This window comes from Streptomyces axinellae (assembly GCF_039532135.1).
In the GTDB taxonomy this organism is placed as follows: Bacteria; Actinomycetota; Actinomycetes; order Streptomycetales; family Streptomycetaceae; genus Streptomyces; species Streptomyces axinellae.
Genome location: NZ_BAAARJ010000005.1, coordinates 190,927 through 213,469, shown reverse-complemented (window position 1 = coordinate 213,469; position 22,543 = coordinate 190,927). Strand labels below are relative to the sequence as shown.

Sequence of the window (22,543 nt, the reverse complement as noted above, 5' to 3'; positions counted from 1 at the left end):
CAGCCGGTCGACTGCGTTTTGCTGGGGGCATGGCGCAGTCCCTCACTCCTCGGGCTCTGGAACAGCAGCGTGGGTTCCGAGGTATGAGCGTGCAGGAGCTGGCCAAAGCCACTGGTGTCTCGCCTGGGTCCGTGCGGCGCTGGGAGGCGGGAACTCAAGCGGTAAGCGACCGAGCCTTCGGGCGCCTCCTGAAGGTGCTGCGCTGTGATGCGCAAGACCTGACAGCAGGCGAACGGGGGACCGAGACGCTGCAGGATCTACGTCGCCGGGCAGGTATGAGCGCCGCCGAGGTCGCTTCGCTCCTTCGACGCAAGCGAGCCTCGCAAGGTCTCCACATCAGCGCCGAGAAGGTACGTGACCTTGAGCGTGGCCGCCCGGTGAGCGGGCGGGATTGGCTGTCCCCTGAAACTCAGGGCCAGGTGGCACGGATGCTGGCCCAGGTCTACGGAATTCCCGACCGTGTAGTCATTGACGCCTGGCGCCGCACCCGCCCGAACGACCCTGCCCCCGCGCTTCCGGCCCGTCAACCTCGCAACACATCCGAGACGGCAATGACAACCTGGCGCGAGCTCAACGAGCGACAGCGCAGCTACCTGACGTGCATCTTCCATCAGGATCAGGACGCAGAAGAGGAACAGCGCCAGAATCGCTATGCAGGGGAGGCCCAGCGGCCCGCTGCAGCGTGGCGTCGGCTGACCTTGGCACTCAGTGCGCCAGCCGATCTTGTCGGCTTCACCCGCATCCAGGAGCGGCTCCGGGAGGCCGGGATTCACGATCCGGGAACCGGGTCGTCCGTGAGCGCACTGGACAGACGGGGCCTAATCACCGTTTACCGGGATCGTCTGTATGTCGAAGGACTGGGGGATGTTCCGCGTACGCGCGTAGAGATGACTCGACGCGGCCGAGCGGTCGCACGCGCAGCGCTCGGGGTTACGCCCGCTCCAACACCACCCGCAGCACTACTGTCGCCGTGGCTGTGGAAAATCGTGGTTCGTGTCGCGCGGGCAGGGGCGCAAGGTGTGGACGGCAGCCTCGCTGGACGGGGACCGCACTACCTTGCCGTCGGCCAAAGTCCCGACGGGCGTACACCCAGCCGTGGCTTCATTGTTCTGCGCCTCCCTGACGGGGCGGACCACGGACCGTACCGCTGGTTCCTCACCGATTCCGGGCGACGTCATATCGCCGACCACATCGACACCTATCGCTCTTTGTACCCGAGCGTCGAAGTCGGCTCCATCACAGCGGAGTTCGCATGATCACCTGAGTGCCTTCCAGGCCCATTGTCAGTGCCGTGTCGTAGCCTCCCCACCGATGATGCGACACGGAGACACGACCACGGTCCAGCAGACCCATGTCCTGCTGGAAATCGTCAAGGCATTCGCGGTGTGCGAGCACGCGATGACCGTCGGGGACCTGACCGGCCCCCGACGTCTGGACCGCCTCATGGAAGCCCACGGGATCCTGATGGCCGCGTGCGGACCCGGCCACCACATCCCCTTCGACGAACTGATCGGCAGACTCACCGGTGAACGGGCGGGCTCTCTCGAGCGGCTGCTGCCCGAGTGGATCAACGCCGAAGAACTCGCAGGCATACGGCTGTTGGAGAGCGACGGCGTCGCAACTGAAGAAGGCTTCGACTTCCGGCATGAAGCGCAGCGTGTCATGCGCGCCGCGCAGAAAGTCGGGAAATTCAGCGGCCAGGTGACCAAGCCCAAGCTGGATGACGAGTACAGCCAGGAGTCCGTCTTCAGCGCGATCAAGGGCCCGTTCTACGAGAGGCACCGCAGGACGCTGGTCGAGAATCCGACCGTCCCGAGGGAGGGCCTGGCCGCCCTTAACCTGCCGTCCCGGGCGAACGACTTTTATGGGCCAATCTCCCAGTACGGGCAGTACAACGGCTGGTGGTGGCCTTGCCCGGCCTGTCAGTGGCCGATGAAGGTGACGACAAACCGATCCAGCGGGCGCATTCGCGGGCAGGTGCGTTGCCTGTACCCCTGGCACGAGGAAACGGGCGCGTCTTACGAGTTCGTCGTGACCACTCGCCGTAAGACGGCTCCCGAGTTGAGCCCGACGTTCGAGTGCCGGGTGCCGTCGGGGCGATTTGCCCGGCTGTGGACCGGTGCTGTTCCGCTCGTGCCGGAGGCCAGAGCGGTGGCGGAGACAGTAGCGCTGGTGCGGCCCGTGTGGCGATACACCGTTGTGCCCGGACTTCCCGAACTGGCTCTGCATCGGGCCGTCTCGGCCAGCCTCGACGGCACTCCCTGGACGTCGCATCTGTGGCCCAACGGGGATCAGTGTGACCTGTGGGTGACTCATGAAAACAACGATGAGCCTCGGTTCATGGCCGACTTCAAGGACTACACCTGGCCCAATCACCTGGTCAGCAAACTCGACATGGATGGCGGCGACCGGGGCGGAGCCGAGTATCTGGTGGTGCCCGACCATCGCAGGGAGCAGGTCGATCAGCTCAACGCGGTGTGCCGCAGACACGGGATGAAGGCGGCGATGACCGCGACGGACTACCTGGAGATGGTCGTCAAGCACGTCAAGGGAGGCCAGGCATGAGCGGGGACATGACGGGGACGGAGGCTGGCCTCGCCGGAGCGCTCGCGCTGGCAGCGCACTACTTCCCGCGCAAGGACGACGAGGGACATGTTCTGGCCGGCTTCGAGGAGGCTACGTTCTTCGCCCACCGCAAGCCGCAAGCCTGGTCGGAATGGCCGAACTTGCCCGTCGCCGAGCGGAACCTGATCCGCCAGGTGATGACCTTGATGGCCCAGGAGTGGACGGACACGAAGAAGCTCAGGACCTCAGTGCTCGCCATGCTCGGAGTCCTGTCGTCCGAGCCGGACATCGCAGACCGCTCGGGAGGCTCGCTGCGTCTGCCGCCCGGAGACCCGAACCTGGCAGACGCAGCGATCCCCCGGATGGGAGGTGACTTCCTCGGGTACGTGCAACGCGTCACCGGCCCCTTCTTCACCTTCGGCAAGCGCCCCAAGGCCCAGGCATTCGCCGGCCCCGGAAAGCTGAAGACGAGGACTGCCTACCTAGGCCCGGAGCACGGCACAACCAGCCGGGAGATCCACATCCCGGCAACACCGGGCTTCCTGGAAGCACCCGGACACGAAGTCCTGCCTCAGGTGCACACCCGCCCACAGCGCGACCGGGTCGCACCGACCGTGGATCAGCTGTTGGGCGTCGCCAAGACGCTCAGCGGACAGGACAAGAGCGTCCGCTACTTGCACAAGGTGCTCAAGCGGTTCTTCAAGAGCATGAAGACGACGACGGGGGCGCTGACCGAACTCGACCTGACTGCTGGCGATCTGCAGCTGCTCAACGCTCCCACAGGAAGCGGCAAGACCGTCCTGGTGAGGGTTCTGGCCTCCTGGGCTGCTCTGAACGACCGGCGCATCGCTCTCGCCGTCACAGACGTCCGGGCCACCCTGGAGATGGCTTGGGACATCAACAACGACCTGGCCTATCTCCACAAGATCAAACGTCTCGCCGAGCCCACTCACTGCACGCCCTTGATGTCCCCGTCAAGCATGCACCGGCGCGCCATGGACTACGCAGCCCTGGGCACCTCCACCCAGATCGACGAGTGGGACCGTCACGCCAGGACGGACATCAGCCTTCTGTCGACCGGATGCGCGCAGCGGGCGCTGATGGACCCGCCCACCCTGTACCCCTACGGGGAAGAGAACTGCACCTCGCTGACCTCAGAGGCCACTGGCTCCAACCGGCTGACCTGCCCGTTCGCACCGACGTGCGGCAAATTCCAGCAGTTCTACCGGGCCACCAACGCGGCGGTCATCGTCACCAACCACGCAAACCTGCTCGAAGGACGCACTCGCATCGGTGTCGTGCTGGATGGGCAGGAGTTCCGCGGTCAAGCGCGCGGCACCCGGGGCATGAGCGTCCTGGAGATGACCCTGCGCTCCTGCGATGCCCTGGTGATCGACGAGATCGACGCCTTCCAGACAGCGGCGATCAGCCGCTGCACTTCGGAAATCACTCTCGCCTCCCGGAAGAGGACAACCGCACTGCGGGAGATCGACTCCGACGCGAAGAACCTTCCCGTTGTCCACGAGATGGGGCTCGTCTCACCAGTCAGCCATGCCCGCTTCATGGCCGAGATGCTGCTGCTGTGGCTCTGCTCCGGACGTGGGCTGAAGTTGAATCCCGGCAATGAAATGGACGGCCCCGACGGCGCCGGCCGCGACAACACCGGGTGGCGTCTGGCCCACTCACGGGACCGCGAGATCCTCCAGATCCTCTTCCCCGAGGCGGCTGCGGCCGAGGACATCCCGCCCGAGCTGTTCGCCTTCCTCAACGAGATCATGCCCGCCCGCTGGTACGGCTCCGAGCCGGACGAGGAAAAGTTCGACCTCCCCGAAGGCGCGGACTGGGACGCCGTTCAGACCGCCCTGATGACGCTCACAGCGCAGCGTGGCCAGGACCATCTCACGGACACCCGCGACGAGATGCGCAAGCTTCTCCTCGGGCTCGTGCCCGACGCGCACCAGCAGGCTGCTGTGATCAACCTGCTGGTCACCCGGACGGTGCTGCGCGAACTCGACGGCGCACTCGACGAACTGCGCGCGCAGGCACAGACCCTGCGCTACCTCGACCTGGGCTCGGTCCGCAAGATCCTTGAGACCATGCGCAGCAGCACGGTGGCCACCCTGTACCCCCTGGCGATGCTGGGCCGCTCCATCCACGGCTACCAGGTCAAAGGCATGGACAACAAGGAGAAGGAAGCCGAGCTCCTCTCCCGGTCGTTCGGAGGCGATCCGCATACGTTCGTTTCCGAACTCGGCGGCCTCACGTCGCTGTTGACCGCCGGGGTACAGCGGCCCGTCATGGGACTGTCGGCCACCGCCTACCTGCCCCAGGCCGTGCAGGAGCACATCCACGCCCCGGTGCGATGGTGGCTGCCCGATACACGCCCCGAATCCATCGTCACCCTCGCAACCCCCGTACGCAGTGGCGCCGACGACGCGATGCGTATCGGTGGTCTGCCACCGGAACTGAAGCCCAACGCCCTGCGAGATCTCGGGCGGGGACTTTACGAGCAGCAGCTCGCCCGACGCCTGACCCACCTGGAGAGGCGGGAGCCGGAACGAGCCCGTGTCATTCTCACCGTCAACTCCTACGAGCAGGCCGCCCACCTCGCTTCCGGAGTGGCGCAAGCCGACGGTCTGAACCACCGAGTCTGCCTGCTCGTGAAGAAGGCAGAGAAACAGAACTACGAGGAGAACCTGCCTCCTCACGTGGACAGGATGGTCCGCGAGGAACTGAAGGACTTCCCCGACCGCGGGGAAATCCTGATCGCCCCCCTCGCTGTTATCGGACGAGGTCTGAACATCGTCGTTGGCACACGCTCCGCAGTCCGCGACATCTACCTCTGTGTACGGCCCGTCCTCAGCATCGAGGACACCGACTGGATGCACGCGAGCGTCAACGCCGCTGGCGTCAACACCCTCCCCGTAGGTGGCAGCGATACCCCGCTGGCCGAGTTGCGCAGCGCCGGGGAAGCCTCCTGGAAGCAACTCTCCAAGATCCTCCGCTCCCCGGCCCGGTTCTCCAACATGGACCACGACCTGCGCAAAGAACTCGTCGCAGGAATGCTCGTCCTGCTCATCCAGCTTGCCGGCCGAGCCCGCCGCGGCGAAACCGACATGACCCTGCACATCGTGGACCACGCCATCCATGACCAGAAGTTCAGCTCCGACCTGGCCACGATCATCAAGCAGATCTATGCCGACTGGAACCCCGAGCAGCGCGCAATCATGAATGAGCTCTACGGTCAAGCGCTTCAGGCATTCCTCACCTACGCAGGACTCGATCGCGAGATGCTCTGAACGGTCTACACCTGCCCCCGCCCTCCCCCGGTGCAGGCGGGGGCTGCTTTCCCTGTCCGGGAGAAAAACCGAGAGAAGAGGTAAAACCGTCCATGGGGCGTCGCAGCACGCAGCGGGATCTCACCGCACACACCACATCGATCAAGTGCACCCCACAGCTCCTGGACGGCATGACCGCCCTGGTCTGGGACTTCGGTGACTACCACTCGCCGACGCGCAGAGCCTGGCGTGACCTGGGCAGCACGGCCACCCGCAACAGCAAGCGGATCACGGGCGTACAGGACTCCGACCCCTTCCTGATTCCGTACTCCATCGCGGTCACCGTTCTCCAGCAGATCACCGACGGGTATGTGTACCTGGACAGAAACCTGGCGTTCATGGTGACGCTCAGCCCCGTGAAACCCGGCGTCCTCAAAAACGTCTTCACCTACCTGGAAGGGATCGTCCGCAAGATCCCTCTCGACGAGATCCCGTTCATGGACGAACCCGCCCTGGCAAAACTGGTGGCCGGTGTCACGCCGCAGTCGCTCAGCCTCGCCGAGAACATCCTCGCCCAACAGGACGGCAGACCAGCCAGCCCTGACAGCTGGGCCTATGAGGCGGTGAAGTGGCATATCTCGAAGAAGCTGGCCGCTAAGCCGCTCCTGGACACGGAAGTGGAACCGGTCCGTGAGCCGTACGAGACGAAAGAGGGCGTGCCGAAGGAACGCATCGTCGACTGGCAGCCGTCCACCAACACCGCGGCCGTGTACTACCGACCCGACAGCGACGGCGATCTGATCGCATGGGACCACCCCATCGGCCCGCTGTTCGCCTCCCTGGCCCACCCCGTCAACCTCAGCGAAGCCGCCACCGCCCGTCCCAACGACCCCACGCGGGCGCAAGTCCAGTACGCCATGTCCCGCGTCTCGGTGAAGATGGCCACCTACACCGCCGAGCCCAACCCCGTCCTGAACCTGAACGCACACATCCGCCGCGTCAACAACACCGTGGTCCACGCGCGCACTGCCTTGCTCGATCAAGGGACGGAGCGCCCCCTGCTGTCCCTCTCTCTGGACGGATGGGGCCTGCGCCAGGCGAACAAGCACGCGCTGGAGATCCTGGCGAAACTCGACGCCGACCGGACAGCGCTCACGGCGTTGGAGGAACGCGTTGCCGACGAACGCCACCGCCTGAACCTCAGGGACGAAAACGGCAAGAGGATCGACATCCTCACACCCGCGCCCGGCACCATCCGGCCGACCATGCCCAAAACGGACTCCTTCGCTGTCGGTACCGGCGCCGGCATCTACCAGCTCTCTCTTCTCCAGGACCAGATCCGGCGCGCCTTCGGCGACGCCGTCTCTCTGCTCGAGCTGAAGTCGAAGGGGAATGTCTTCGGCAAGCGGCACCACGAACCTGCCACCTCGACGCAGGAGAAGGAGAAGAAGAAGCGAAAGAGCGACGGGGATTACATCGACCTCATCGGCAACCCCTCGCCCGACAGCATCCGGCGCTCCATCGAAACAGCTGGCTACACCAAACTCCGCATCCTGTGTCTCTGGTACCGGGACGAGACCCTCACGCGCATGATCCATGGTCTCGCCCACCCCTACGACCTTGACCCGGAACACATCGACCCCGACCCCAACGGGAAGGACACCACGCCTCTCGCGGAGGGCATCGAGGCAGTCTTCTGCAACGCCAAGGCTCTGCTGGAGCACGGCCCTGGTAAGGAGAGGGCCTCGGACGTCGAGGCCCTCATCAGCCAGTTCGCAGAGCCAGGCGTGCTCCTCGCAGCCTGGTGCGAGACGGAACTCCCCGTCCGCGGGGAAGAGCACGAAGGCATGAAGCCCGCCGAGGTGAAATCCGCCCTCGCCGAGAATGACGCCAAACACCAGGTGGTACGGGAGCTCGCAAAGGCGGCAGTGCCGTCTCAGTTCTTGGTCGGCCGCACGTACGACGCGTTCACCAAGACGTTCAGCACCATCAAGAAGCCCGCTGCGGCGTTCGAAGACCACCGCGTCTACATGGGACAGCTGGACCTGTACCGCTCGTGCGGCGTGATCGACGACCGGTTCGAACGTGCTCTCTACCCTGAAGACGATCCGTATCCGTTGCCCCGCATGGCCTTCGTGGGCATCCACATCCGCAAGCAGGCCACCGATCGCAAGTACAAGGGACAGCCCAAGAGGATCATCACCGCCACCGCGGTGATCCCGTCCCGCAAGGCCGGCGAGACCTGGCGCATGCTCGGTTGGAGCAATATCCACCCGCAGTGGGAGCACTACGCGCGGGCGCAGAGCAATTTCCACGCCTCCAACTACCCTCTGCACACGCAGGACGGCCAAGGCGAAATGCAGCGCTGGGCACAGGCCGGCGACGACGTCCGTACCGCCCTCCAAGACCTCAGCGACGAGCTCGATGGGCTCCCGTACGCCCTGATGATCGACGGCCACGCCAGCCGCCGCGTGTGGCCCGGCCTCCACAACAACAAGCAGGGTCTCACCCCGGACCCGGACGACCCCCGCCTGTGGCTTCCAGGCAGCGGCCTGCCTGCCTCCTGGAACCCCGTCAGCATCATCCGCATGAATTGCGCGCAGGCCGAGATGCCACGACTCGTCTCCGTCACCGAGAAGCTGAAGAACGGCACCACCAAGCCGCTCAAGACCTCCAGCGACCTCTACTACCCGGAAGACCGTCCCGAGGGGCATCCGTGGTTCCTGTTCACCGAGCCCCGCAACTACGGCAAGAAGCGCCACGGACAGTGGAAGACCCGCTGGCGCGCCGACCCGGGCAAGGCGTCAAAGAACGCTGACGAGCGCAAGGAGAACGAACTCAACTCCCCCTGGTACAGCATGACCACACGCGAAATCACTCCGATGTACACGCGCGACGGGTACGAGCGCGAGGCCCTCGCCGTCGCCGCAGCCCGACTCAGCCACCAGGCGCTGTCATGGTCCGACCGAACCCGTTACCCCGCGCCACTTCACGCCGCACTCCAAATGGACCTCGGCCACCCGCAGTTCCGCCGCTCCGAACCCAAGGACCCCGAGAGCCTCGAGATCCTCAGGGAAGCACGCGGAGGCGACGCATAAGCCGCCGTCCTCACAGCCGTTGAGGACACGATCACAGACGATCGCGCCGAGATAAGAAGCTGGGCCAGCGGCCGGGAGGTACCCGGCCGCTGGCCCAGCTTCGAGTCTGCCGACGGCAGGAGTCAAAGTACGCGCTGCACTTTGCCGAGGGCCCTCTGCAGATGCGTATCGACAAGACTGGGGGTTCCCGAGACGAGGACCAAGACGTCACCGACTCGGATAGCCGTCTGCTTGACGACACTGCTCTGCCCACCGGACGAGAAACTGAGCAGCTGGCTCCACCGCTCATCGCCGAGATCCGGAGCAGCCATCCCCCCGTGCCTACGTCGACCACGGTGCTGCCCGACGCCACCTGATAGGAGGGGCAGGACGGCATCGCGTCGAAGACCTTCCCGATACCCTTGGACAGCTTCGCGGCGCTGTCGCTGTACAGCTCCTCGCTAATCGCGGAGCTGCTGCCGGTGTAGGTGAAGGACACCTTCGCCTTGCGCGGAAAGTCGAGGCCGGAACCGGTGGCTGTGCCACTGCCGAGCTCCTCCAGGGCAGGGCAGGGCAGCCGAACACGACGAGCGGCGGCACCAGCTCCAGAGAGACGCTCGCGGAGAACCCAGGATCCATGGCGGCGGTATGAGGCCGATCCACGTCGCGGATCCAGCCACGGGCACCGAGCGCGTCAAGGACGGTCTCGGGCCCCTCAAAGCCGACGTCGGGCGTAGTACTGGTGTCGATCGCCACGAGGAGGTCGGCGAGGGCCTCGTACGGGACACCTGTGGTGAAGTACGCGTTCCACTCCGCGAGCGCGGAGGCGGCATGTGAGCGGGCGCTTAGCTGCCAGGCCACCGGCAGTCCGCCCAGCTCGAAGGGGTAGGCCGCGAGAATCCACTCGGCGCCGCACAGCCCGTCGGGACTCACGTACAGCAGGGTGTGGCGGGCGGTGGGCCACATGCGCCAGCCGAGGCCGGCCAAGGTGTCCCCGACCCGCTCGGCGAGCGCATCGTCATCGCCGGCCAAGTGGCGCGGGGTGACCCAGTACACGGGGTCCTGGAAGTCAGGATGGGAGGGTCCGCTGGGGCGGTGCGGATGCAGGGGCGCCTCCTGGACTCGGGGGTAGTTACCAGCAGCGTTGTACGTTGACATGGCTTGCCGCCGGGCACCAGCCCTTCAGGGGGTCTTTCCTGTCTGCCCCCGGCGAACTTGTCCTTTGATAAGTGATCTTGACCGTTTGCCAGGTGCGTTTGATCGCCATGTTTCCGTTCCCTGGATCTGCAACCGCCAGCCCATGCGCGTTGGCTGCCGTCACCTAATGAAGTCACAGGTCGCCGAAACCACTGAGGCTTGTAGGTGCCTCGCGAAGGACAACGTCTGTCAGGACTGCAAAGGCGAAGGGTGGGTGACGCCGCTGCCTGAAGACGGGCGTCGGCGAGACGCCACCGGCCGCTGCACTTCGTGCGCTGGGCGGGGAGGCCACCGCTTGCCGCATGAGCCGACGTGCCCCGTGATGCAGAAGCATCCGCGGCTCGAATACTTCGCACCGCAGCTCATCAGTGACTCGGGCGACATCACGTTCTTCAGTACCGGCAACGCACTCGCTCGACCAGAGGTACGCCAGCGTCTTGCGCAGATGCTGTTCGGGCCGCGTCCCTGACGACCGGAGCCGCACCACCATGAGCAGAGTCCTCTGACAACCGGTCAACATCGCTTGTCAGAGGACAGAACTGATACCGGGCGCGTCCTACAGGCGCATCTCTTCTTCGATGGCCCGAGCGATCCCTGGCCACGGTACGCGCAGGATGCCGAAGAGCGACCAGTAGCCGTACACGTCCCGGAGCAGGGCCCCAACGCCAAGGCGTGCGACATCTCGGTCGATGGCGCCTATGACTCGCCGGGTGATTCCTCCCGCTCCTCGTGCGGCTGGGGTGATCCCGTGTCCGAGGAGGAGCGTGGCCGTACGGATGGCATCCAGTGTGGTCGGCGGCGCAGTCCCCGCGAAGCTGCCGTAGATCAGCTGGTGCCAGGGCTCCTGGGTGCGAGCCCATGCCAGGCGTTCAAGTCCGCTGCCGAGGTCTACGGCCATCCGGCCTGGGCGTTCGGCGTTCCACAGGAGGACGATGTCGCCAAGGGTGCGGTCCAGATGGCGGAAGCGCAGCGTGATCCCCTCCACCTGTCGCCGGCGCCACGAGGTCAGGTTGCCGTTGATGCTCAGGTGCCGTGCGTGGAAGCCGAGTTGGGATAGGACTGTCAGCCAGCCGTCGAGAATTACGCCGTACTCGTCCAGGCTGCCTATGGGTTGGACCCGGGAGACGTTGACGAAGGAGGTCAGGAAGCCGTCCTTCAAGTGGCCGGTGGCGTCGCGCTGACCTGTGAAGCGGACGACTGGCTGGGGAAGGAACCCGCTTCGGTGTGTGCGGAGTTGGCCGTCTTTGAGGAGTGGGTCAAGTGCCTGGACCGCGGAGATGGTCAGTTCGGTCTCCCGCCCCCAGCGGAGGGGAAGGCAGGCATCGCGTGGGGCCCCAACTTGCGCGAAGCTAGTCTCCAGGGAGTCGAGCAGCTCCCTCCATGAGGGTGGTCTGCGCGCTGGCCTGTAGGGGGTACCGCGGTTCGGGTGGAGGATCTGGATGTGACGGCCGTCGACCGTGAACTCCCAGTGGGGGCCTAACGCAGCACGCAGTACGCCGGGTATCTGCTGGGCCAGGTCGTCCCCGAGCACGCGGTTCGCGCGGGTCAGCACGATCGCGTCGCCATCGCCTGGAAGTGGCGGACCGGGTCGAAGCGCTGCATCCCGATCGCCTGGACCCGGCGGTGGTCGAGGTCTTCCGCCTGCTGAATCGACTCGGCGAGCCTTCGCGCCGCCGTCTCGTCGTCCTCCAGCGGGTCAGCGACGGCGACCCCACCGGTCTCATTGCACAGGGCCGCCTGGGCGCATGTCCCTTCCCGCCAGGTCAGAGCCGCCATGGGGGTGCCGGCGCGAAGAGATTCACCGAAGACAGCGGCACCGGCCTCCACGTACGCACGGGCGTACGTATAGACGAAGACAGACGCCTCGGCGATCGCGGCCGTCTTGGCGGTGCCACCGAGTTCCCCGACCCACTCCACGTGTTCGGCGCCGAGGAGGTCCTCGTGGCGGCACACATATTCCTTGTCGAAGACCGGTCCGACGATTCGGATCCGGCGGCCAAGAATCTGTGCCGCCCGCGCCGCGATGTGCGGGGCCTTGTCGTCGTCGATCCGGCCGAGCCAGACGAGGTCGGTACCGGCGGTGGCCGGAGGTTCCTCCTCGTGGAGGCCCAAGTGAACAGCGAGTTCGGGTATCGGCCGGTGGCCGGCGTAGCGCTCGGTCATCTCGGGCGAATAGCAGTAGAGCCGTGACCTCTTGCCGTCGAAGGCCGCGTCGGCGTGCTGGAAGACGGGCGAGTGCTGGAAGGTAGCGACGTCGCAGTCCAGCTCGCTCCACGTGCGCGCCCAGGCTGGCAGGGACGGGTATTCGTGCCCCACGACCAGGAGGTCGTACCCCGTATCGCGAAGCTCCCGCTCGGCGAGCGATCCGGCGGTGATGTCCTCTAGGCGGACCGGCCGACGGACCCAGTCGTTCTCCAGATCCGTGAGCCAGCCCGGCCCAAGAAGGTGTACGTCGGCGCCTGCGGCTCGGGCGCCTACGGCGACCGCCCATAGCCATCGTTCGATCCCGCCGTAGCCGGCGGGTGGAAAGGCGTAGCTACCAGGGAAGTCGCAGACGCCGACGAGCACGTTATGCCTCCGGTGTTCCGTCCGCCGAGATACGGCGGAAGCCGAGGTACGGGACGAGCGATTCGGGCAGGACGATGGAGCCGTCCTGCTGCTGGCACTGCTCAAGGAGAGCGGCCAGGGTGCGGCCGACGGGGAGACCGGAGCCGTTGAGCGTGGCGACGAGCTTGGGCTTGCCGCCCTCACCGCGGGTCCGGATGTTCGCCCGGCGGGCCTGGAAGGTGCCGAAGTTGGAGACCGAGGAGATCTCTCGGTACGTGTTCTGGCTCGGGATCCAGACCTCGATGTCGTACGTGAGCTGAGCGGAGAAGCCCGTGTCACCAGCTGCCAGCTTGACGACGCGGTAGGCGAGGCCGAGTTCCTTCAGGCACGCCTCGGCGTGGCCGACCATCGTCTCCAGCGTGGTGTCCGCGTCCGCCGGGTCGACCATCTGGACGATCTCCACCTTGGCGAACTGGTGCTGACGGATCAGGCCCCGGGTGTCGCGGCCGTACGACCCGGCTTCGGACCGGAAGCACGGCGTGTGCGCGGTGAGCGCCAGCGGCAGCTCGGCCGGAGGGATGATCTCGTCCGCGTAGAGGTTGGTCAGCGGCACCTCGGCCGTCGGGATCAGGAACAGCTCGCGGTCGGCGACGCCGGTCTTGAACAGGTCCTCCTCGAACTTCGGCAGCTGCCCCGTGCCGGTCATCGTCTTCCGGGTGACCAGGTACGGGACCGCGTGCTCAACGTACCCGTGCCGACGGGTGTGCAGGTCGAGGAAGAGTGTGGCCAGGGCACGCTCCAGCGCTGCTCCGGCGCCGCGCGAGACCGCGAAGCGCGGGCCGGACAGCTTCGTCGCCCGAGCGAAGTCGAGGATGCCGATGGCCTCACCGAGGTCGACGTGGTCCTTCGGCTCGAACGGGAAGGCCGGCGGAGTGCCAACCCGCCGGACCTCGACCGCGAAGTCCTCGGAGTCACCGTCCGGGGCCGCTTCGTCCGGCAGGTTCGGGATGCTGAGGAGGAGGTCGCGGAGCTGTTCCTCGACCTGCACCTGCCCGGCCTCGATATCCCGGATCTGGTCCTTCAGCTCGCGGGCGCGCTCCTTCAGCTTGGCGATGTCGCCGCCCTGCTTGGCCGTCTGCTGGACCTCACTCGCCACCCGCTTGGACTCAGCCCGCAGCTCGTCGGCCGAGCGGATGTTCTGGTTGCGCCGAGACTGGAGGGACTCCAGCTCGGACAGGTCCAGAGAGTAACCGCGACGAGCGAGCCGACGAACCGCTTCGGCACCCATTTCGATTAGGGCGCGGGCATCATGCATGAGGAAGATCCTTTTGATCCGGCTGGTGGGATACGGAATCGACCGTAGCAACCGCCGAGCCCTCACCGATCCGGAATATGTCCGCGCCACCGCGGTCAGCACGACCTCGGGGAACGTCTCCGTCGAGATCACTCATCAGCGCCGTGATCCAGTCCTGCAGCTCGTCGTCGCGTATGGCCGTCGGCTCGACGTACGGAGCCTCGGGGAAGAAGAGCGGCATGGCCTCCTTTGGAGATCGGTTCTGATGCCAGAGGAGCACTGAGGCCAGAAGGCCGTGGCCTACGAGAACGCGGGGTCCGGGGCGCTCCAGGGTGGCGAGCAGTCCGGTGAGCATCCTCCGGATGCCGTCGCGCTGGGACTCGGTGCCACCCGCAGGCCGCTCGTTCGGACCCTGGCCGTCAAGCCAGACCGCGTACTCCAGAAACGGGCGGCCCTCGAACTCTCCGTAGTCGAGTTCGTTCAGACGAGGGTCGATGACCAGCTCCGCCGCCGGCACACCCATCAGCAGCGAAGCCGTCTGCTGGGCACGCGGGAACTCGCTGGTCAGCCACGTCCGCATGGTGTGGAGAGGGAGGGTGGACCAGCCCAGGCTCAGTGATTGCCGACCCTCCTCCGTCAGGTGGATGGGTTGGGACGAGTCACCGTTGACGAGATACCGCTTGCTGTAGTTCGTCTGTCCGTGGCGGAGGACGTAGGTGGTCACGAGTCTCTCCTCGGGGTCGACGCGGAAAGGCCGGCGAGCACTTCCGCCATCCGCGGTGCTCTCGGATCCCCGGCCTCCAGGTAGTAGAGGAGTCCGTCGAGGGCCAGCGCTCTGCACCACGGCGCGAGTACGAGAATGGGGATCCGCGAGATCCGGGCGGCAGCGGCCAACCGCCCGTCGGTCCCGTGCCCAAGGTCGTAGTAAACGGTCCAGAAGGCCCAGTCGAATGCCGCGTCGCCCAGCATGGGCAGCGGATCGAGCAGGCGCGGGTGCCCCAGCCAGTCGAATGGCACGTTTTCCCGATACAAGTCCGTGTGCAGGACAGTCGTCCTGCTTGCGTCTTCCTGCAGTCCGGCGAGCGCCGGGAACGCGGCGTCGACGAGCAGACGCCATGTGTCGAGGTCGAGCGTCTCCATCCGTCGCCGGATCCGCGGCAGCATCTCCGTACTGAGGTGGTCGGCGAGCAGCGGGAAGCTGTTCGTTCGCCTTCGGCGCTGGCCAAGGGTGTGCAGCCCCTGAAGGGCAGCGGCAGCCATCTGAGCCTCGCGCTCTGGCCGCTCAGCGCCACCAGGGCACCCTCCCACCAGCTCCAGGGCGGCCACCGCCAAGTCGTCAGCGGCCTCGACGACGTCCGCCGTCGGCCCGCCGGCCCACAGCCGCAGTGCACTGACTTCGTGGCGATACCGGGCGGGGTCGGTCCATGCCTTGAGGAGCAGCGGACGCCCGTCAAAGGCGGTCGCTGTCGCGATCACCGAGGCGTGTCCGGCGTCGTGGTAGTCGCTGAGGGACAACTTCCAGCGTTCGGCGGCCTGTTCCAGCAGGTCAGGTGCTGCGTCCAGCCATGCCTGGGCTTCCTGCCCGTAGTGCGCGAGTAGTCGCTGCCGGCACCCTGCCGGAACCTCTCCGAGCGTCCGCGTCGCCATCAGCTCAGCACGATCCCGTCGGAGACCAGTTCGTCCGTCAGGGCCGGGAATTCGCCGAGAGCCTCGGCGACCAGGGCCTGCACCTTGTCCACCTCGGCGTCGGGAGAGGACAGGCGAACGAGGATGCGCCAGGGCTGATCGAGCCGCTGCCCGGTCGTGCTCACCAGGTGAACCTCGGCGTGCCCCTCGGTCGCCTCGTGGAGCCGGTTGGCGAGCCGCTGCGCGGCAACGTTGTACAGCTTGCCGACGTGATAGACGGGGTTCTTGCCGTTGGCGCCCTCAAGGTTCATCGGCCTCAAGGGTGTGATCAGCCCGTTGACCCGGTTTCCTCGCCCCACAACGCCTTCGTCACCGGACTCGATCGAACTGCCGGTGTAGGTGAGGTACAGCTCGTCCTTCTCCGGAACGTCGCGAGCATTCAGCCGGAAGCGCGCCGCCTCTCCAGGCAGCCGGAGGCCAGCGAGGCGGTGGCACTCGGCGAGGACGGTCTCCGCGTTGCGGACGTACTCCGCCCGGCCGGCGACGTGACGCGACTTCTGGGGGACGCACAACACGATGTCGGCCTGGGCTCCGTCCCAGTAGCCCATGAGTTTGACGTCCGAGCCGCACCAGGCGTGGGCGAGCGTGAACTCGCTCTTCCCGGAGAAGTGGTCCACCAGTTCCCGTACGAACGACTCGAAGGGGTTCTCCGGCGCCCAGCCGGTGCCGAGGGACGTGTCGTTGGAGAGCCGTACCCGCCGCTCGCGGAGATCTTCGACGGAGCGCGGGGTGAACCAGCGGGTGCGGTCGGGCACCCCGTCGCCGGTGAGTACAGCACCCGGGCTCGAATTGCTGGTGATGTTGAAGACGATGTCGAGGTGGGCCGAGACCTCGGGCAGTCGCTCGGCGAAGAACGCCCGAACCTCGGCCTCCACTATGTCCTCGACCGGTATCCGCTCGCCGCCGCACAACGGCGCGGCCCTCCCATTGACCAGGACCCGCACCGGCGATGTCATCCGGCCGGCCCCGTACCGCACTTCGCTGGCTCCCCCGAGGAGGGCGAGCTTGTCGAAGTTGTGGTGCAGTACGGCGCCGAAGTGCTGAACGGTGTAGCGGCTGTAGGCGCGGGACAACCGCTCGGCGAGATGGTCGGCCAGGGTGTCCGGATGGCCGAGGCCCTTGCGTTCCACGATGGTCGTCACGTCCGGCTGGGCCATGCCGGTGTCGATGACGATGTGGCTGTTGTCGATGGTCGTGCTCGTACGAGGCATCACGAACTCCCGTTCAGGGGTGGGCAGAAGGGAATGAGCGCAGGCGTCAGCACGCCTGGACGAGCGGTGGAGCGGAGGATTCAGCGAGGGACGCCGGCAGCGCGGAGGAGCGCGACCGACTGAGCAAGCGACCGGTACGCGGAGGCAGCCGCCTGTTCCTCGGCAGCGAGTCGATAGACGTCATGGGCAGTGATGAGGTCGATGTCCCGCGTCCGACGGCGATCGAGCCAGAGGAGGAGGCGCCAGGCCAGGACCGGCCCGCTGAACGGCAACCGGGTCAGGAGATCGACCGGGATGCGTCCGGGCGGCATGCCCCCGTACAGCAGGTCGCGTACGAGGTGGAAGACCACGTCGGTGTAGTCGAGGACGGCTGGTCCGCAGGCGCTCGCCTCCCAGTCGACGACGTGCAGGCGCTCACCGTCGATGAGGAGGTGCTCGGGCTTGAGATCACCATGCAGGCGAACGACCGGATGGGAATCGATCGGTTGGAGGGCCTCGCTCAGCACCGCCCACCAGGGCAGCGACCGGCAGCGAGGAGAGAACTGATCGAGCAGGAACTGGTGCGAGGAAGCGACACTTGCTTGCCGTGCTTCCCAGCCGGAGCCGGGAGTCGCGCCAGCGATAGGCCGGTGCAGCCTGCCGCTCACAGCCACGACGTGACCGATGTACTCCTCAATCGCTGAGTGCGTGCTTACCGAGCACGGCGACCCATCCACCGTCCGAAATACCGTCCAAGACTCGGCCTCATCATTTCCCGTGGCCAAGACGGCCGGGACCGAGATACCCCACAGGGCAGCCCGCTCGACCGTCGCGACCTCACGCTGGCGCCGACCCTCGGGGTCGATGCCCACGTAGATCTTCAGCAAGGCGCTGCCGTCCGTGGCGAATCGCGTTCTGGAGTACGGCTTGAGAGCTGCCGGGCCGAACGGGCCGAGACCCTGCTCGATCCACGGCTCCGCCGTCTTCGTGTTGCGCACCCCCCACACCTCCAGTCCGTATCAGCGAGCCGTGCCCTGCTCCGGCGCGAGGAGCAGGACCGATCACCAAAGCCAGCCAAGGCGGAGGGAGTTGACCACATTGCCCGGCGGCTTTTTCGATCTACTGCGACAGTAGGTACGGCACCCCGCAGCACCCCGGAAAATCTTTCCGGGGTCGATTCCGGCCACGAGGTGATGCTCAGGACATGCGAGGGATGACAGAGAACCTGACCATCGGCGAGCGCGTCGCCTGGTACCGGCGCCGACGCGGCCTCTCCCAAGAAGTCCTGGCCGGCCTTGTCGGACGGACCACGGACTGGCTGAGCAAAGCGGAGAACAATCGGATCGAGCTCGACCGGCTCTCGGTGATCACCTCACTCGCCGAGGCCCTCGACGTCTCCCTCGGAGACCTGCTCGCCGAGCCGACCCTCATGGAGTGGTCGAACGACAGCGGCCGCCGCACGGTGCCCGCTCTGCGCGAAGCGCTCATGGACTACAAGCAGCTCACGCCGCTGCTCGTACCTCCGCCCGATGACGAATCGCCCGCCCTGAAGGACCTTCGGGCCAACGTGAAGGAGATCCTCGACGCTTATCAGGCGTCTCGTTACGGCTTCGCCACGCGACGCCTTCCCCTCGTACTGGCCGATGCCCTCGCCGCATCCCGCGCGTACTCGGGGCGTAAGAGGGAGGAGGCTCATACCCTGCTCGCCCTGACCTATCAAGGCGCGGCCATGGTGCTGGGCAAGGTCGGGGAGTCGGAGCTGGCATGGATCGCCGCCGACCGCGGCCTGACGGCCGCGCAGCACAGCGGCCAGAGCGAGGTGACGGGCTCGCTCTTCCGGGCAGTCACACACTGCCTGCTGGCCACCGGGCGCTTCACCCCGGCGGTCCAGCTGGTGAACGATGCGGCAGCCGTGATGCAGCCTGGCCTGCGCACCGCGAACGACGAGTACCTCTCGGTCTACGGCACTCTCTTCCTCGCCGGTGCCATGGCGGCCGCCCGAGCGGAGGCCCGGGCGACGACGCAAACCTTCCTCCGAGAAGCCGACGAAGCCGCGCAGCGGTTGGGCACCGATGCCAACCACCTGTGGACGGCCTTCGGTCCGACGAACGTGGCTATCCACTGCGTCGCCACCGCCGGAGAGCTCGGAGACATCCAGATAGCCGCGGACCTCGGACAACGCATCGACACCAGCGGCTTGCCGGTGGAACGCCGCGTGAGGCACAACCTGGAAGTCGCCCGAGCACTCAGCGCCTGGAACCGGACCGACGAAGCCCTGGCCACCTTGCTGGACGCCGAACAGGCTGCCCCCGAACAGGTGCGCCACCACTACCTGAGCCGGGAACTGGTCATCGGCTGGATCCGAGGTACCCGAGGCCGCCCGTCCCAGCCGGTGGCAGACCTGGCACGCAGGCTCGGCGTCGTCGGCGGTTAGAGTCCGTCCCGTGAGCGAGAACGAGCACGAAGCGAAGATGGCCCACCCGCGCATGGCAGCCGGCGCACTCTTCTTCGACGACGCCGACCGGGTCCTGCTCGTCGAACCCTCGTACAAGGACTACCGCGACATCCCTGGCGGATACGTCGAGCATGGGGAATCTCCCCGACAAGCCTGCGTGCGCGAAGTCCACGAAGAGCTGGGGATCAAGCCCCACATCGGCCGCCTGCTCGTCGTGGACTGGGCACCGAATCCAGGCGAGGGAGACAAAGTCCTCTACCTCTTCGACGGCGGCCGTCTCAGCGCGGACCAGCGCCAGCAGATCGCGCTGCAAGCCGACGAGCTCCGCAGCTACGACTTCCACCTCGCCGAGCAACTCGCAGAGCTCACTATCCCCCGCCTCGTACGCCGGATCACCGCCGGGATCCAGGCCCGCGCAGACGGCTTGACCGCCTACCTGGAACAAGGTGTGTCGCCAGAGACAGGGGCTTGACCTGGGGCCGTGGTCTCAGTCCCAGGTGACGATCCTGGCAGCGAATGTTCACCGGCGCCCGGTCGGCGTCGATCGCCTTCCAGCGATGGGCGGGGCAGTGCACCAGAGGCGGCATTCCCTCCCGTCACCGACGTGCGGATAGTGACCGCCATGACTTCGCATCCGCTGGACGAGATCGAGTGCGCTGCTCAGATCATCACGGACCTACACCACACGACGGTTCCTGGTGACCACGCCCAGGCAGCCAGCCATGCTGCGGCCAACCTCTGCTCCGGCACTGGCTCAGGGCTCTTGGTGGCGCCGACCCAGTTGCAGAAGCTGATCGCCGAGGCAATCGAGATCGGGTACGCGACTGCCCTGCGTGATCTACGCGAAGGCAATTTCGACGGCGACCTACAGGAATGGCGGCCTGATCTTTTCCAGGAGTAGGGCGAGGCGGGGTGGAACGACGCGGACAACGGAGCCCCCGGCGCCTCCACACGCGTCCGTCCACGGTGCCCTAATAGGCTCCGGATCATGACCAGAGATGGGCAGGCGGTAGGCGCGGTGAGTAGGAGTCGCCCGGGGTGGCGCCCGGACAAGCTGAGACAGCAACGCGAAGCCCACGGCCTGACGCTCGAAGGCGCGTGCGAGCAGCTACACGAGGTGGCCCGGGCCGCGGGGCTCACAGTGCCGGCCGCCAACTTCCAGACGCTGTTGCAGCACGAGCAGGGTGAGGTCTATCCCGGACCGCACTACCGTCGCGCGTACTGCCTTCTGTACCGCGCGACCGAGCCCGAGCTCGGCTTCCATAACGCTCTGCCCGACGAGGCCACGAAGCTCAAGTTCACCGCGTCGAGCGAACCGCAGAACGGCGCCCACGTCCTGGCCGTGGAACGGGCGTTGCACCAGCTGGCGCCGAGCGCGGAGGACGCCGACAGTCTTGGCGTCCAGCAGTGAATCCTCGACGCCTGGAAGCGACGTCACACCGGCGGTGATCCGAACCGGCCGACGCTGATGATGGTCGGCGGCTACGCGAGCAGCGGGAAGTCGGTCAGCTGTGTGCTCGGGGCTGCGGGGCGGGTCGAGTGACCCTTCCCGCTGCGCTCTGCGCCGCACATCGTTCCTTAGTAGCTGTTGTCGTTCCGATCTTGAGGGGTGGGTGTCGAACGGGAGTCTCGTTTGGGTGATCGCGGCCGGCCGCGGGCATGAAGGCAGGGCCTCTTGGTAGCTCGGGGTTGCGAAGCCGACCGAGATCCAGGAGACCCTGTTGCCGCAGTTGTACGTGCTCGCGCCGGTGGAGTTCAACTCGGCTGCACCGAGGTGTGATTGCGTCGCTCACCGGTTCGGGAATGCGGCCGATCACCCGGAACGTGTTCGGCGGTACCCCTCGGACATGACGGACGCGGAGTGGGCCGAGGTCCGGCCGCTGCTGCCGGTGCCGGGCTGGCTGCGGGGCCGGGGCGGACAGCCGGAGGCGTACTGCCACCGGGCCATGCTGGACGCTGTGCGCTATCTCGTGGACAACGGGATCAAGTGGCGGGCTATGCCCGGCGACTTCCCACCGTTGGACCGGGTCTACGCATTCTTCCGCCGTTGGCGCGACCACGTGCTGGTCAGGGAGTTCCACGACCGGCTGCGCGGCCGGGTCCGCCAGAAGGAAGGGCGGGACGCGGAGCCGACGGCCGGCGTGATCGACTCGCAGTCGGTCAAGGCTGACGCCGTCGTCGGCGCCGACAGCCGCGGCTTCGACGGCGGGAAGCTGATCAACGGCCGCAAGCGGCACGTCGTGGTCGACGCCCTCGGCCTGCTGCTGGGCGTGATGGTCACCGCAGCGGACACCGGCGACCGCGCCGCCGCGAAGGTCCTGCTCGCCCAGGTGGCCGACGCCCATCACCGGCTGGAACTCGTCTGGGCCGACGGCGGTTACACCGGCAGCCTTGTCGAGCACTGCCTGGCCGCGTTCGCCCTGGTCCTGGCCATCGTCAAACGCAGCGACGACACGCGCGGCTTCGTGGTGCTGCCCAAGCGGTGGATCGTCGAGCGGCTCTTCGCCCACCTGATGCGAAGCCGCCGCCTGGTACGCGACTTCGAACGCCGCACCACCAGCGCCGAGGCGATGGTCTACTGGTCGATGACCATGGTCATGACCCGCCGCCTGGTCCGCTCACGCCTCGCGCGAGCGTGAACCGGCCCGGCGCCGGCTCGGCCAGCCAGCCCCGGGCGACCAGGCGTTTCGACTTCGACCGCAGCGCCTCCACCCTGGCCGGCACCACGTCCATGCCGAAGGCGGCAGCCATCTCCTGGCAGGTCAGCGGGCCCTGACCGAGACGGACCCGATCTGCGAGCGCGGCCAGGATGCGCTGGTAGTCCGCCGACAGTGCCGTCCAGGCCAACCCCTCGCGCCACACCGGAACCTGCGACTTCGCCTTCGCCGCCACGGGCGGCGACGTTTGTACCTCGCCTTCCGTCCCGGCGCCGCCCGGCAAGTCGGTGACCACCACGTCGGCTGGGCTCCCGCCCGGCACGGACAGCACCGCACCAACGCGCTCGCGGGCGATCGTCCACTCCAGCCACTCCTGCTCGGCCGTCGCGAGCTCGGCCTGGATGCGTTCGGCTTCCTCGCGCAGCCCGTCCACGCGACGACGGGCGGCAAGCTCGTGCTGTTCCAGCAGTCCGACAACCGACGGCATTCACGACCTCCACGGGAGCGACGAAACGACGGTCCATCACTCCCACACGGACGCCACCCCTACCCCTCACCAGCGAAAACGCAGTCGTCAGACTCGGAAAGACAACAGCC

At 66.7% G+C, this 22,543-nt stretch carries 19 protein-coding genes and 2 pseudogenes; 11 read left to right on the top strand and 10 right to left on the bottom strand.

What is annotated here, in order from left to right; genetic code table 11:
- Positions 1 to 83: 83 nt before the first annotated feature.
- The 4 genes from ABD339_RS09385 to ABD339_RS09370 all read left to right on the top strand — a co-directional run bounded on the left by ABD339_RS09385 (position 84) and on the right by ABD339_RS09370 (position 8,941).
- Entirely contained in the window at positions 84 to 1,256 is a 1,173-nt protein-coding gene (locus ABD339_RS09385) for a helix-turn-helix domain-containing protein (RefSeq protein WP_344564131.1), read from the top strand.
- 55 nt (positions 1,257 to 1,311) lie between these two features.
- On the top strand, positions 1,312 to 2,565 hold the full coding sequence (locus tag ABD339_RS09380) for a restriction endonuclease-related protein (protein WP_344564129.1): 1,254 nt from the start codon (positions 1,312 to 1,314) through the stop codon (positions 2,563 to 2,565).
- Positions 2,562 to 5,864: a hypothetical protein gene (locus ABD339_RS09375; protein ID WP_344564127.1), complete on the top strand. Its 3,303-nt coding sequence runs from the start codon at positions 2,562 to 2,564 to the stop codon at positions 5,862 to 5,864. Before ABD339_RS09380 ends, ABD339_RS09375 begins: the two co-directional genes overlap by 4 nt.
- Before the next feature lie 92 nt (positions 5,865 to 5,956).
- Positions 5,957 to 8,941 carry an RNaseH domain-containing protein gene (locus tag ABD339_RS09370; protein ID WP_344564125.1) on the top strand — a complete coding sequence of 995 codons (2,985 nt, stop codon included), beginning with the start codon at positions 5,957 to 5,959 and terminating at the stop codon, positions 8,939 to 8,941.
- Between the two features lie 122 nt (positions 8,942 to 9,063).
- Here ABD339_RS09370 and ABD339_RS33745 read toward each other — a convergent pair.
- Positions 9,064 to 9,491, bottom strand: a pseudogene (locus ABD339_RS33745) (hypothetical protein); the annotation flags it as partial.
- A gap of 77 nt (positions 9,492 to 9,568) precedes the next feature.
- On the opposite strand from ABD339_RS33745, the gene ABD339_RS33740 reads away from it, so the two are divergent.
- A complete protein-coding gene (locus ABD339_RS33740; protein WP_425575949.1) occupies positions 9,569 to 9,757 on the top strand; it encodes a hypothetical protein in 189 nt (62 codons plus the stop codon).
- Here the strand turns inward: ABD339_RS33740 and ABD339_RS33735 are convergent.
- Positions 9,710 to 9,886, bottom strand: a pseudogene (locus ABD339_RS33735) (DUF317 domain-containing protein); the annotation flags it as partial. The gene ABD339_RS33740 and the pseudogene ABD339_RS33735 overlap by 48 nt on opposite strands.
- 550 nt (positions 9,887 to 10,436) lie before the next feature.
- Between ABD339_RS33735 and ABD339_RS09360 the strand changes: the two are divergent.
- Entirely contained in the window at positions 10,437 to 10,586 is a 150-nt protein-coding gene (locus ABD339_RS09360) for a hypothetical protein (RefSeq protein WP_344564123.1), read from the top strand.
- 87 nt (positions 10,587 to 10,673) lie between these two features.
- Here the strand turns inward: ABD339_RS09360 and ABD339_RS09355 are convergent, their stop codons facing one another.
- The 7 genes from ABD339_RS09355 to ABD339_RS09325 all read right to left on the bottom strand — a co-directional run bounded on the left by ABD339_RS09355 (position 10,674) and on the right by ABD339_RS09325 (position 17,832).
- The gene (locus ABD339_RS09355) at positions 10,674 to 11,276 is read right to left on the bottom strand and encodes a hypothetical protein (protein ID WP_344564121.1); all 603 of its coding nucleotides are present in this window, start codon (positions 11,274 to 11,276) and stop codon (positions 10,674 to 10,676) included.
- A 386-nt stretch (positions 11,277 to 11,662) separates the two neighbouring features.
- Positions 11,663 to 12,685 (bottom strand): glycosyltransferase, encoded by a 1,023-nt coding sequence (locus tag ABD339_RS09350; RefSeq protein WP_344564120.1) that lies wholly within the window; start codon positions 12,683 to 12,685, stop codon positions 11,663 to 11,665.
- Position 12,686: 1 nt separating this feature from the next.
- Entirely contained in the window at positions 12,687 to 13,979 is a 1,293-nt protein-coding gene (gene serS / locus ABD339_RS09345) for a serine--tRNA ligase (protein ID WP_344564119.1), read from the bottom strand.
- Entirely contained in the window at positions 13,972 to 14,682 is a 711-nt protein-coding gene (locus ABD339_RS09340; protein ID WP_344564117.1) for a histidine phosphatase family protein, read from the bottom strand. Before ABD339_RS09340 ends, serS begins: the two co-directional genes overlap by 8 nt.
- Entirely contained in the window at positions 14,679 to 15,605 is a 927-nt protein-coding gene (locus ABD339_RS09335; RefSeq protein WP_344564115.1) for an aminoglycoside phosphotransferase family protein, read from the bottom strand. Before ABD339_RS09335 ends, ABD339_RS09340 begins: the two co-directional genes overlap by 4 nt.
- Entirely contained in the window at positions 15,605 to 16,855 is a 1,251-nt protein-coding gene (locus tag ABD339_RS09330) for a methionine adenosyltransferase (protein ID WP_344564113.1), read from the bottom strand. Before ABD339_RS09330 ends, ABD339_RS09335 begins: the two co-directional genes overlap by 1 nt.
- Positions 16,856 to 16,935: 80 nt before the next feature.
- Positions 16,936 to 17,832 (bottom strand): aminoglycoside phosphotransferase family protein, encoded by an 897-nt coding sequence (locus ABD339_RS09325; protein WP_344564111.1) that lies wholly within the window; start codon positions 17,830 to 17,832, stop codon positions 16,936 to 16,938.
- Between the two features lie 215 nt (positions 17,833 to 18,047).
- Between ABD339_RS09325 and ABD339_RS09320 the strand changes: the two genes are divergently transcribed.
- The 5 genes from ABD339_RS09320 to ABD339_RS09300 all read left to right on the top strand — a co-directional run bounded on the left by ABD339_RS09320 (position 18,048) and on the right by ABD339_RS09300 (position 21,928).
- On the top strand, positions 18,048 to 19,268 hold the full coding sequence (locus tag ABD339_RS09320; protein ID WP_344564438.1) for a helix-turn-helix domain-containing protein: 1,221 nt from the start codon (positions 18,048 to 18,050) through the stop codon (positions 19,266 to 19,268).
- Positions 19,269 to 19,278: 10 nt separating this feature from the next.
- Entirely contained in the window at positions 19,279 to 19,761 is a 483-nt protein-coding gene (locus ABD339_RS09315; RefSeq protein WP_344564109.1) for an NUDIX domain-containing protein, read from the top strand.
- 150 nt (positions 19,762 to 19,911) lie between these two features.
- Positions 19,912 to 20,190, top strand: coding sequence for a hypothetical protein (locus tag ABD339_RS09310; RefSeq protein ID WP_344564106.1), 279 nt, complete (start codon positions 19,912 to 19,914; stop codon positions 20,188 to 20,190).
- Between the two features lie 87 nt (positions 20,191 to 20,277).
- Positions 20,278 to 20,700, top strand: coding sequence for a helix-turn-helix domain-containing protein (locus tag ABD339_RS09305; protein WP_344564105.1), 423 nt, complete (start codon positions 20,278 to 20,280; stop codon positions 20,698 to 20,700).
- A gap of 436 nt (positions 20,701 to 21,136) precedes the next feature.
- A complete protein-coding gene (locus tag ABD339_RS09300; RefSeq protein WP_344564103.1) occupies positions 21,137 to 21,928 on the top strand; it encodes an IS5 family transposase in 792 nt (263 codons plus the stop codon).
- Here the strand turns inward: ABD339_RS09300 and ABD339_RS09295 are convergent.
- Complete coding sequence (locus tag ABD339_RS09295; RefSeq protein WP_344564101.1) at positions 21,885 to 22,433, bottom strand: hypothetical protein; 549 nt, start codon at positions 22,431 to 22,433, stop codon at positions 21,885 to 21,887. The two genes, ABD339_RS09300 and ABD339_RS09295, sit on opposite strands and share 44 nt — an antisense overlap.
- Between the last annotated feature and the right edge of the window lie 110 nt (positions 22,434 to 22,543).

What these genes read in the sequence shown, in the direction of transcription:
- ABD339_RS09385 (WP_344564131.1), top strand. Translation starts at nt 84, where the DNA reads ATGAGCGTGCAGGAGCTGGCCAAAGCCACTGGTGTCTCGCCTGGGTCC.
- ABD339_RS09380 (WP_344564129.1), top strand. Translation starts at nt 1,312, where the DNA reads ATGATGCGACACGGAGACACGACCACGGTCCAGCAGACCCATGTCCTG.
- ABD339_RS09375 (WP_344564127.1), top strand. Translation starts at nt 2,562, where the DNA reads ATGAGCGGGGACATGACGGGGACGGAGGCTGGCCTCGCCGGAGCGCTC.
- ABD339_RS09370 (WP_344564125.1), top strand. Translation starts at nt 5,957, where the DNA reads ATGGGGCGTCGCAGCACGCAGCGGGATCTCACCGCACACACCACATCG.
- ABD339_RS33740 (WP_425575949.1), top strand. Translation starts at nt 9,569, where the DNA reads ATGAGGCCGATCCACGTCGCGGATCCAGCCACGGGCACCGAGCGCGTC.
- serS (WP_344564119.1), bottom strand. Translation starts at nt 13,979, where the DNA reads ATGCATGATGCCCGCGCCCTAATCGAAATGGGTGCCGAAGCGGTTCGT.
- ABD339_RS09335 (WP_344564115.1), bottom strand. Translation starts at nt 15,605, where the DNA reads ATGGCGACGCGGACGCTCGGAGAGGTTCCGGCAGGGTGCCGGCAGCGA.
- ABD339_RS09330 (WP_344564113.1), bottom strand. Translation starts at nt 16,855, where the DNA reads ATGCCTCGTACGAGCACGACCATCGACAACAGCCACATCGTCATCGAC.
- ABD339_RS09320 (WP_344564438.1), top strand. Translation starts at nt 18,048, where the DNA reads ATGACAGAGAACCTGACCATCGGCGAGCGCGTCGCCTGGTACCGGCGC.
- ABD339_RS09310 (WP_344564106.1), top strand. Translation starts at nt 19,912, where the DNA reads ATGACTTCGCATCCGCTGGACGAGATCGAGTGCGCTGCTCAGATCATC.
- ABD339_RS09305 (WP_344564105.1), top strand. Translation starts at nt 20,278, where the DNA reads ATGACCAGAGATGGGCAGGCGGTAGGCGCGGTGAGTAGGAGTCGCCCG.
- ABD339_RS09300 (WP_344564103.1), top strand. Translation starts at nt 21,137, where the DNA reads ATGACGGACGCGGAGTGGGCCGAGGTCCGGCCGCTGCTGCCGGTGCCG.
- ABD339_RS09295 (WP_344564101.1), bottom strand. Translation starts at nt 22,433, where the DNA reads ATGCCGTCGGTTGTCGGACTGCTGGAACAGCACGAGCTTGCCGCCCGT.